This is a genomic window from Streptomyces sp. NPDC008137 (assembly GCF_042957035.1).
In the GTDB taxonomy this organism is placed as follows: Bacteria; Actinomycetota; Actinomycetes; order Streptomycetales; family Streptomycetaceae; genus Streptomyces.
On sequence record NZ_JBIBHN010000040.1, the window covers coordinates 50,958 to 61,371 of the forward strand.

At 71.1% G+C, this 10,414-nt stretch carries 10 protein-coding genes; 8 read left to right on the forward strand and 2 right to left on the reverse strand.

All coding sequences use genetic code 11. The annotated features are described in order from the left end of the window. The first annotated feature begins 140 nt into the window (after positions 1-140). From ACFZBT_RS37180 to ACFZBT_RS37205, 6 genes are all read left to right on the forward strand, one after another. Positions 141-893: a hypothetical protein gene (locus ACFZBT_RS37180; protein WP_391113740.1), complete on the forward strand. Its 753-nt coding sequence runs from the start codon at positions 141-143 to the stop codon at positions 891-893. Further along, positions 890-2,161, forward strand: a complete 1,272-nt coding sequence (locus ACFZBT_RS37185) for an ATP-binding protein (protein ID WP_391113712.1) — start codon at positions 890-892, stop codon at positions 2,159-2,161. The genes ACFZBT_RS37180 and ACFZBT_RS37185 overlap by 4 nt, the downstream gene beginning before the upstream one ends. Positions 2,162-2,500: 339 nt before the next feature. Beyond that, on the forward strand, positions 2,501-2,914 hold the full coding sequence (locus ACFZBT_RS37190; RefSeq protein WP_391113715.1) for an SH3 domain-containing protein: 414 nt from the start codon (positions 2,501-2,503) through the stop codon (positions 2,912-2,914). Positions 2,915-2,966: 52 nt separating this feature from the next. Continuing rightward, on the forward strand, positions 2,967-4,331 hold the full coding sequence (locus tag ACFZBT_RS37195) for an FtsW/RodA/SpoVE family cell cycle protein (RefSeq protein ID WP_391113717.1): 1,365 nt from the start codon (positions 2,967-2,969) through the stop codon (positions 4,329-4,331). After that, on the forward strand, positions 4,328-5,806 hold the full coding sequence (locus ACFZBT_RS37200; RefSeq protein ID WP_391113720.1) for a penicillin-binding transpeptidase domain-containing protein: 1,479 nt from the start codon (positions 4,328-4,330) through the stop codon (positions 5,804-5,806). The genes ACFZBT_RS37195 and ACFZBT_RS37200 overlap by 4 nt, the downstream gene beginning before the upstream one ends. Positions 5,807-5,850: 44 nt before the next feature. Continuing rightward, positions 5,851-6,357, forward strand: a complete 507-nt coding sequence (locus tag ACFZBT_RS37205; RefSeq protein WP_391113723.1) for a DUF3291 domain-containing protein — start codon at positions 5,851-5,853, stop codon at positions 6,355-6,357. Here ACFZBT_RS37205 and ACFZBT_RS37210 read toward each other — a convergent pair. Both ACFZBT_RS37210 and ACFZBT_RS37215 read right to left on the reverse strand, forming a co-directional pair. Then, a complete protein-coding gene (locus ACFZBT_RS37210) occupies positions 6,354-6,953 on the reverse strand; it encodes a Uma2 family endonuclease (protein ID WP_391113725.1) in 600 nt (199 codons plus the stop codon). The two genes, ACFZBT_RS37205 and ACFZBT_RS37210, sit on opposite strands and share 4 nt — an antisense overlap. A gap of 81 nt (positions 6,954-7,034) precedes the next feature. After that, the gene (locus ACFZBT_RS37215; protein ID WP_391113728.1) at positions 7,035-8,147 is read right to left on the reverse strand and encodes a diiron oxygenase; all 1,113 of its coding nucleotides are present in this window, start codon (positions 8,145-8,147) and stop codon (positions 7,035-7,037) included. A 121-nt stretch (positions 8,148-8,268) separates the two neighbouring features. Here ACFZBT_RS37215 and ACFZBT_RS37220 point away from each other — a divergent pair, with 121 nt between their 5' ends. After that, positions 8,269-9,207, forward strand: a complete 939-nt coding sequence (locus tag ACFZBT_RS37220) for a diiron oxygenase (protein WP_391113730.1) — start codon at positions 8,269-8,271, stop codon at positions 9,205-9,207. Positions 9,208-9,293: 86 nt separating this feature from the next. Next, positions 9,294-10,280 carry a hypothetical protein gene (locus tag ACFZBT_RS37225; RefSeq protein WP_391113733.1) on the forward strand — a complete coding sequence of 329 codons (987 nt, stop codon included), beginning with the start codon at positions 9,294-9,296 and terminating at the stop codon, positions 10,278-10,280. Positions 10,281-10,414: the final 134 nt, after the last annotated feature.

Consider the following 10,414-nt stretch of genomic DNA (forward strand, 5'->3'; position numbering starts at 1 on the left):
GCCGTCCCGGCCAAGCCGCCCGCCAACCCCGTCAGGCCGTCCGCCGCGCCGCCGTCGTGGCCCGTCGCGCCGTCGTCGTCGCCCGCCGCGCCGCCGTCGTGGCCCGTCGCGCCGTCGTCGTCGCCCACCGCGCCGTCGTCGTGGCCCGTCGCGCCGTCGTCGTCTCCCTCCTGCTGGCGACCGCCGCGGGCTGCGGGGACACCGGAGGACTCGAGGGTGCCGGGGCGACGCCGACGGCGGTCGGTCCGGCCCGGCTCTGGCCTGAGCAGACGCCCGCGTCCAGCCCGGCCTTCGAGATCGGTGAGGTCAACACCGAGGTGGTCAAGGGCGTCAAGGTCCCCGCCGGTGACGACATCCGCGGCGTGGACCCGGTCGCGATCGTCCGGGCCGAGATCGCCGCGAGCCCGGGCGACTACGACGGCGGCAAGGCGCCGTACCGCGACACGGCCGGCCGGATGACCGGCTGCGGCAAGGGCCCGGGGCACGGAAGGTGCCCGGTCCTCAGGCCGTACTACCGGGACCTGACCGGCGACGGGCACGACGACCTGACGCTGGGCTTCCGGCTGCTGCCTGGCAAGACGACCGCGGTGCGCGTCTACACCGTCGAGAAGCACCGGCTCGTGCAGGTGATGGCGTGGGAGGACGCGCTGAGCGGCGTGGAGCTGGCCGGACGTTCCCTGGTCATCCGCTCGCCGTCCGAGGTGGCGGGCTACGAGTACCGCCTCCAGTGGACCTGGGACCGGGACCAGCGGGCGATGCTCCTCACCCACGACGAGATGCTGCGCACCGGCCCGCGCAAGCACTCCCGCCACCCGTCCGCCTCCCCCTCCGCCTCTCCCTCGGCCTCTCCCTCGGCCTCTCCCTCTGCCTCTCCCTCTGCGAGCACCGGATGAGACCCGTGCTCCCCCGGTGGTCGGGGACCCTCGCCGTGAAGGCCGCCGCCTTCATCACGGTGATGTGCTGCGCGCTGGCCGCCCTGCTCGGCGTCCTGGTGCATGTGCAGGTGACCGACCAGACCGTCGGCCAGGCCCGCGACCAGGCGTTGCAGCGGCTGGAGCAGGCGACGGAGCGGTACGAGGCCGGGGACCCTCTACGTCGGGGCGTCGCGCTGGATCCCCCGGAGCTGCCCCGGGAGCTGCGGGAGCTCGCGGTGGCCGGTGACCGGGGCACGATGGTGGCCGACCGCGAGGGGCGCCCCACCATGTGGGCGGCGGGGCCGGCCGACGGCGGACGGGCGCTGGCCGTGGCGGTGGACTACTCGCAGCAGGCCCGGACCATCGCGGGCCTGGACCGGGCGATCCTGTGGTCGTCGGGCCTGGCGATCGGGGCGACGCTGCTGGTCGGCGCCTTCGCCGTGACGCGGGTGACGCGGCGGCTGCACACCACGGCGCGGGTGGCCCGGCGGATCAGCGCGGGCGACCTGGACGCCCGCGTGAACGACCCCCGTACGGTCCCGCGAACGGACCCGCCCGCCAAGGTTCCGGCGCGCCCGCAGGACGAGGTGGCCGCGGTCGCCGCCGCGCTGGACTCCATGGCGTCGTCGCTGCAGGGCAAGCTGCTGGCCGAGCAGCGGTTCACGGCGGATGTGGCCCATGAGCTGCGCACGCCGCTCACCGGGCTGCACGCCGCCGCCGAACTGCTGCCGCCGGGCCGCCCGACGGAACTGGTGCGGGACCGGGTCGCGGCGCTGCGCACGCTCACCGAGGACCTGCTGGAGATCTCCCGGCTGGACACCGGGCGGGAGTTGCTCGAGCTGGACACGGAGCAGTTGGGGCCGTTGGCCGAGCGGGCGGTGCGGGCCGCGGGGAACGGCACGGAGGTCAGGGTCGTACGGGACGTGTCCGTGGAGACGGACCGGCGGCGGCTGGAGCGGGTGCTCGGGAATCTCGTGGCCAACGCGCACAAGCACGGCCGGGGGCCGGTCGTACTGACCGTGGACGGGCCGGTGGTGACGGTTCGCGACCACGGGGACGGTTTTCCGGAGTACCTGGTGGCGCACGGTCCGCAGCGGTTCCGTACGGAGGGCGGGACCAGGGGGCACGGGCTGGGGCTGACCATCGCGCTGGGGCAGGCCGAGGTGCTGGGTGCGCGGCTGGGGTTCGCGAACGCGCCGGACGGCGGGGCGGTGGCGACGCTGAGACTGGCGGCAGAGGCGCACTAAAGCTCTGGGCCCGGGGGCTCCGGGCCCAGAGCTCGAGGCCCAGCGGCTGCGCCACATCACGCTGCCCGCGATCCGCCCCGCCCTGGGCCCGGAGCTCGAGGCCCGGAGCTCGAGGCCCGGAGCTCGAGGCCCGGAGCCCGGAGCCCGGAGCCCGGGACTGCGGATCGTCCGCGTCCGCGCGTCACGTGTGGCTGGTCGCGCAGTTCCCCGCGCCCCTTCCGGGCGCGCCCCGGCCGCCTTCCTCCTATGGCCCAGCGTGACGGGCGGGGCCCAGGGGGCGCTCCTAATGTGGCGATTAGTCAGCTTCGGTCTTTCCGCCCCCACATGGAGGTACTCCCCATGTCTCTGCGCTCCCGCCTCTCCATAGCCACCGCCGCCGCGCTCCTCGCCGCCGCTGCCGCCGTCACGCCCGCCGTCGCGGACGACGAGTGGGACACATCCGGCGCCGGCTCGATGAGCGCCGACACGATGGACGCCACCACGATGGGCGGCGACGGTCACCACCGCCCAGACGACCGGCGCTTCTACCGGGGCGTCGTCACGGCGAACACGCTGGCGCTGCGCAGCGCCCCGAACCGCGGCTCGCGGATCATCCGGTTCGCCCACCGGGGCGACATCGTCAAGATCTTCTGCAAGGCCCCCGGCCAGACGGTGCAGGGCAACCCGCTCTGGTACCTCCTGGCGGACGGCACCTGGGCCTGGGGCGCGGCTCGCTTCATCGACAACATCGGCCCCGCGCCACGCTGGTGCTGACACTCGGTCACCCAAACACACACAAGGCCCTGCATTTGGGTAGGTTCCGGACATGAGCAAGGCCGGAATCACCGTGGCGACGGCGGAGCCGCCCGCGCCCGCCGTCCGCCCCCTCCCCCGGCGCCGTGGCATCGAACTCGCCCTCATCGTCGTGGCCGTACTGCTGTCCGTGTACGGCTACTGCGCCGTGGGCCTCGCCCAGCACGGCACCCTCCCGCCCGGTGCCGTCGGCTACGGCGCCGGGCTCGGGGTGCTCGCGCTGCTGGCGCATATGGCGGTGCGGCTGCGGGCCCCGCACGCCGACCCCCTCCTCCTCCCCATCGGCGTGCTGCTCAACGGGCTCGGCCTGGTGCTCATCTACCGGCTCGACCTGGAGACCCCGGGCGACCGGGCGGCACCGGCGCAACTGGTCTGGTCGACGCTGGGCGTGACGCTGTTCATCCTGGTCGTCCTGCTCCTGCGCGACCACCGGGTGCTCCAGCGCTACACCTACGTCTGTGTCGTCGCCGTGCTGGTCCTGCTCACCCTGCCGATCCTGTTCCCCGCGGTGAACGGGGCCCGTATCTGGATCCGGATCGCCGGGTTCTCGATCCAGCCGGGTGAGTTCGCGAAGGTGCTGCTGGCGGTGTTCTTCGCCGCGTACCTGGCCGCGAACCGCAACGCCCTCGCGTACACCGGCCGCCGCGTCTGGAAGTTCCAGTTCCCCACCGGCCGGGTGCTCGGCCCGATCGTCGCCGTCTGGCTGGTGAGCGTCGGTGTGCTGATCCTGGAGCGGGACCTCGGGACGTCGCTGCTCTTCTTCGGCCTGTTCGTCGTCCTCCTCTACGTCGCCACGGGCCGCACCGGCTGGATCGCCGTGGGACTGCTGCTGGCGGCGCTGGGCGCGATCGCCGTCGGCCGGCTCGAACCGCATGTGCACAGCAGGATCGAGACGTGGCTGCATCCGTTCGCCTCGGTCGAGGCGGGCGAGGGCCCGAACCAGCTCGCCCAGTCCCTGTTCGCCTTCGCGGAGGGCGGCTTTCTCGGCACGGGCCTGGGCCTCGGCCACTCGGTCCTCATCGGCTTCGCCGTGAAGTCGGACTTCATCCTGGCCACGGCGGGCGAGGAACTGGGACTGGCGGGTCTGTCGGCCATCTTCGTCCTCTACGGCCTGCTGGTGGAGCGCGGCTACCGGGCGGGCCTCGCGCTGCGCGAGCCCTTCGGCCGGCTGCTCGCGGTGGGCCTCGCCTCGCTCGTGGCGCTCCAGGTGTTCGTGATCGCGGGCGGGGTGACCGGCCTGATCCCGCTGACCGGCATGGCGATGCCGTTCCTGGCGCAGGGCGGCTCGTCGGTGGTCACCAACTGGGCGATCGTGGCGCTGCTGGTCCGGGTGAGCGACTCGGCCCGGCGTCAGCACGACGGGCGGGAGACCCCATGACCCGGTACATCCGGCACGCCGGCCTCTTCTGCGCCCTGCTGCTGGTGGCCCTGCTGCTGAACGCCGCGCGGGTCCAGGTCGTCCAGGCCCCGGCGTACGACGGCCACCCCGCCAACCGCCGCCCGGAGATCGCCCGTTACGAGCAGCCGCGCGGGAACATCCTGGTCGGCGGCCGGCCCGTCACCGGCTCGCAGGACACCCGCGAGCACCTGCGCTACGAGCGGACCTACGCCGACGGACCGCTGTACGCGCCGGTCACCGGCTTCGCCTCCCAGCTGTACGGGACAACGCTCTTGGAGCACACCGAGGACGGCGTCCTGTCCGGCACCCATCCGATGCTCGCGCCGTTCCCCCTGTGGAACGACTTCACCCGCGCCCGGAACGCCGGCGGAGACGTCGTGACGACACTCACCCCGGCCGCGCAACGGGCGGCATACCGGGGACTCGCCGGACGCAAGGGCGCGGTGGCCGCCCTGGAGCCGTCGACCGGCCGGATCCTCGCCCTGGTGTCCGCCCCGTCCTACGACCCCCAGCCGCTGTCCGGGAACGGAGCGGCGGCGGCCCGGGCCTGGCAGCGGCTGAACGCCGACCGGGACCGGCCGATGCTCAACCGGGCGGTACGGCAGACGTATCCACCGGGTTCGACCTTCAAGATCGTCACCTTGGCCGCCGCGCTGGACGCCGGACTGGTCCCGGACCTCGACAAGCCCACCGACTCCCCCGACCCGTACCGGCTGCCCAGTACCAGGACGCGTCTGTCGAACTACGCGAAGGGCTGCGCGGACGCCTCCGTGCGCGAGGCGTTCGTCTTCTCCTGCAACACGGTGTTCGCTCAACTGGGCGTGGAGGTGGGCGTGCCGGGGATGACGGCGGCGGCCCGGGCCTTCGGCTTCAACGACACGGCGCTCCGTATCCCCTTCTCCGTGGCACGGTCCACCTTCGACACCTCCCTCGACAAGGCACAGCTCGCGCTGTCGTCGATCGGCCAGTACAACACCCGCGCCACCCCGCTGCAGATGGCGATGGTGGCGGCGGCCGTGGCGAACGGCGGACAGGTACGGGAGCCCTACCTGGTGGAGCGCACGACCCGGCCGGGCGGCAGCACACTCGCGACCGCCGGCTCGCGCCCCGTCCGCCAGGCGATGTCCCCCGCGACCGCCGCGCGGCTGCGCGGGCTGATGCTGGGCGTGGTCAGGGGCGGCACCGGACGCAACGCCGCGATCCGCGGTGCCAGGGTGGGCGGCAAGACCGGCACCGCGCAGCACGGCGTCGGCAACTCCGGCACGCCGTACGCCTGGTTCGTCTCCTGGGCGCAGGGCGGTCGCGATCTGCAGCCGAGGGTGGCGGTCGCGGTCGTCGTGGAGGACGCGGACGCGGATCGCGGGGAGATCAGCGGGGGCGGTGACGCGGCGCCGATCGCGCGGGCGGTGATGGAGGCGGTACTGAAGTCCCGGGACCGGCTGCCCGGTTCCTGAGACGGCCCTACCGCGAGAGCAGACTCCCGACCTACCGTTCGGTCATGACTTCTGCCGCCGCCTTCGAACTCGCCCAGGTCAACATCGCCCGCCTCAAAGCCCCTCTGGACTCCCCGCAGTTGAAGGACTTCGTCGACGCCCTGGACCCGGTGAACGCGGACGCCGACACCGCCGAGGGCTTCGTGTGGCGGCTGCAGGGCGAAACCGGCGACGCGACGGACGTGTCCGTCTTCGGCGACTCCTGGCTGATCATCAACATGTCGGTGTGGCGGGACACGGACGCGCTCACGGCGTACATGTACCAGGGCAGGCACCGGGAGATGCTCGCCCGCCGCCGCGAGTGGTTCGAGCGGGTCCAGGAGGCGATGGTCGCGATGTGGTGGGTCCCGGCAGGCCACCGCCCGACCGTCGCCGAGGCCGAATCCCGCCTCCTCCACCTCCGCACCCACGGCCCGACCCCGTACGCCTTCACCCTGCGCACGTCGTACCCGCCCCAGGGTGCGACGCCCCTGCTGGGCGACGTGCCGGAGGGGCTGGGCTGCTCGGTCTAGCGGCGGCGGTCGACGGCGGTGAGGTCGACGCCGAGAGTGAAGGGGACGGTGAGTTCGAGCTTGTCGTGGAAGATGCCGTTGGGGACGTACGCCCTGGTCGCCGGGTCGAGCTCGTACACGTAGACAACGGGCCGCCCGCCGATGTCCTCGACCCGCCAGTAGTGGCGGATGCCGGCCTTGGCGTACTTCCGGGGCTTCAGCTCGCGGTCGCGCTCCTCGGAGTCCTCGGACACGATCTCGACGGCGAGAATGACGTCTTCGGGATGGACGCGCGTCTTCCGGGGGCCTCTGTCCGCGTCGGCCCTGATCACCATCACGTCGGGCTCCGGTCGGTCCCGCTCGCTGAGCTTGACGGTGAACTCCCGAAAGACATCACAGTCGTCCGGGACCTGATCCAGCAGGCTGTGCTCCAGCAGACGCAGGACGCGCATGTGGAACTCGGTCTGTGGACTCATGAAGACGAGACTCCCGTCGATCAGCTCCGTGTGCGGAGGCAGGTTGGGAAGCTCGTCCAGGTCGTCCGCCGTCCAGCCGCCCTCGGGCGGACGAGGCCACTCGTAGTCGTCGTCCAGCCCGTAGTCGCGTGCGGCGCTCATGATCGCTCCCATGTGCCGGAGTCTGCCTGGCACAGCCAGCGTACCCAGGGGAATATGCCGGTTCGCCCGTCGAACGAGTGATCAACCGTCGATTCGTTGACCGGCCTCGATCGCCCCCTCCACTTCCGCGACCCGCTCCCGCTCCTCCACCGCGAACCGCTCGGCGTCGAGCTTCTCGGCGATCTCCTCGTCCTGGGACATCAGCAGGTCGAGATCGGAGTCGCCCATGTCCAGGACGCCCATGTCGACGTAGGCCTGCTGAAGGCGTTTGCCCCACAGGCCGATGTCCTTGACGCAGGGGACGATGCGGCTGAAGAGGAGCTTGCGGAACAGAGCGAGGAACTCGGACTGCTCACTGCAGGCCTCGGCCTCCGCCTTCGGAATGCCGAAGTTCTCCAGCACTTCCACGCCCCGCAGCCGGTCGCGCATGAGGTAGCAGCCCTCGATGACGAACTCCTCGCGTTCCCTCAGCTCGGCTTCGGTGAGCTGCCGGTAGTAGTCCCTGAGCGCCATCCGCCCGAAGGCCACGTGCCGGGCCTCGTCCTGCATGACGTACGCGAGGATCTGCTTCGGCAGCGGCTTGTCCGTCGTGTCCCTGATCATGCCGAAGGCGGCCAGCGCGAGGCCCTCGATCAGCACCTGCATGCCCAGGTACGGCATGTCCCAGCGCGGGTCGCGCAGCGTGTCGCCCAGCAGCGACTGGAGGTTGTCGTTGATCGGGTACAGCAGCCCGACCTTCTCGTGCAGGAACCGGCCGTAGATCTCGGCGTGCCTGGCCTCGTCCATGGTCTGGGTCGCCGAGTAGAACTTCGCGTCCAGATCAGGGACGGACTCGACGATCCGGGCGGCACAGATCATCGCGCCCTGCTCACCGTGCAGGAACTGACTGAACTGCCAGGAGGCGTAGTGCCGCCTCAGCTCCCCCTTGTCCTTCTCCGTCAGCTTCGCCCAGTGCCTGGTCCCGTAGAGGGACATCGCCTCGTCGGGAGTCCCCAGCGGATCGTACGGATCCACCTCCAGCTCCCAGTCGATCCGCTTCTGCCCGTCCCACTGCTTGTCCTTGCCCTTCTGATAGAGGGCCAGGAGCCGGTCGCGGCCGTGGTCGTACTCCCAGTCGAAACGGGCCGCGCCACCAGCCGGCACCCGCCACACAGACTCTTCCGGTTCCTCGGCGTACAGGTCGAAGGTCGGCATGCCCGCAGGCTCCTACGCGGTAGACGCCGCGTCAACAAGTCGCGCACAGGGGATTGACGCCCTTGCTGACACGCAGTCTTATAAAGGGGACAGTGACGTGTGCACAACGAGGTGGGCAGCCATGACGACCCTGACGGAAGCCGACGCGCTCGACGGCCTGCGCGACGCCCTCGGCCTGCTCAAGGACCGGGAGCAGGTGGCCCAGCGGCTGCTCGACTCCTCCGCCAAGCACTCCTTCGACCCGGACAAGGAACTGGACTGGGACGCGCCCTTCGAGGAGGGCAAGTGGTTCTGGCCCCCGGAGCTGGTGTCCCTCTACGACACCCCGCTCTGGAAGCGCATGAGCGAGGAGCAGCGCATCCTGCTCTCCCAGCACGAGGCGGCGGCCCTCGCCTCCCTCGGCATCTGGTTCGAGATCATCCTCATGCAGCTCCTCGTCCGCCACATCTACGACAAGGCCGCGACCAGCGCACACGTCCGCTACGCCCTCACCGAGATCGAGGACGAGTGCCGCCACTCCAAGATGTTCGCCCGCCTGATCTCCCACGGCGACACGCCCTGGTACCCGGTCAGCCGCGCCCACCAGCACCTGGGCCGCCTCTTCAAGACCATCTCCACCACCCCCGGCTCCTTCACCGCCACCCTCCTCGGCGAGGAGGTCCTCGACTGGATGCAGCGCCTGACGTTCCCCGACGAGCGTGTCCAGACCCTGGTCAGGGGCGTCACCCGCATCCACGTCGTGGAGGAGGCCCGCCACGTGCGCTACGCCCGCGAGGAACTCCGCCGCCAGATGGTGACGGCCCCGAAGTGGTCCCAGGAGTTCACGCGGGTCACCTCCGGCGAGTTCGCCCGCGTCTTCTCGGTGGCGTTCGTGAACCCGGACGTCTACACGAACGTCGGCCTGGACAAACGAGAGGCCCTCGCCCAGGTCAAGGCCAGCGGCCACCGCCGCGAGGTCATGCGGAACGGCTCCAAGCGGCTGACGGACTTCCTCGACGACATCGGGGTGCTGCGCGGCGTGGGCCGCCGCCTGTGGAAGTCCTCCGGTCTGCTGGCATAGACCCCGCCTGGGTCATGTCCATGCAGGGTGGCTACTGTCCTCTGTGACCCCGTCACTGTCAGTGGCCACAAAGGAGATCACCCGGCATGTCCCCCCACGTCCCCCACTCCCTGCGGACCGCCGCCGTCGGCGCCACAGCCGCCCTCGCCCTGACCGCGTGCGGCAGCCAGTCCTCCGACACCGGCAAGGCTCCCGCCCCACAGGGAGTCGTCAGCCAGGCAACGGCCAAGAAGATCGCCGACCGCTACGAAAAGGTCAACAACAAGGCGAACGCGACCCAGGACGAGAAGCTTCTCGCGACGGTCGAGGCCGGCCAGGTCTACGCGATGGACAAGGCCGTCTACACCCTCTACGACACCTGGCCGAAGAAGGACCAGCAGGACTACGCCAAGCCCTTCTCCTACCAGGACCGCACCTACGTGATCCCGAAGAAGGGCTCGGGCGACTGGTTCGCGGTCCAGGCCAAGTCCAGCGAGAACAGGACCGAGAGAGTGCTCATGGTCTTCGACAAGGTGGACGGAACGTACAAGATGGTGCTGTCCCTCTGGGCCGCCGCGGAAGACATTCCCAAGCCGGCCCTCGACAAGGACGGACTGGCCCAAGCCGTCGACGCAGACACCAAGATCGGCGAACTGGCCCCCACCGACATACGCGCCGCCTACGCGGACTACCTCGAAACCGGCGGCAAGAAGAAGGGCAAGGCCCTGACCTCCACGCAGCCCGTCGAGACCGCCAAGAAGACCTACCAGCGAAGCAGCACCGAGGGCGCGGCCGAGGGCAAGGCCACCGAGAAGTTCTTCGCCAAGACCCCCGCCGACCCGAGCGTCTACGCCCTGCGGACAGCCGACGGCGGCGTCCTCGCCCTCCTCCCGCTCGCCCACAAGCAGGAATCCCTGCTGAAGGAGTCCTACCGCTCCATCGCGAACCTCGTCCCCAACGACGAGCAGTCCGCCCTGGGCGCCACCAGCGGCCCCCTGATCACCGACACCTTCGAGGGCCAGGGCCTGGCCGAACTGACCCCGAAGGCCGCCCGCCTCACCAACGTCGACTTCCAGCACGTGGACGCGCGCTAGCGGGGACCCGCACCCGCGCACGCACGGAAGGGGCCGTGTCGGGGGGTGTCCGCCCGCAGCGGTTGTCGCGTCAACGAACAGCGAGTCGGTACGCAACCCCATCGCGACGTTCCGAGGACGGACACCCCCCGGCA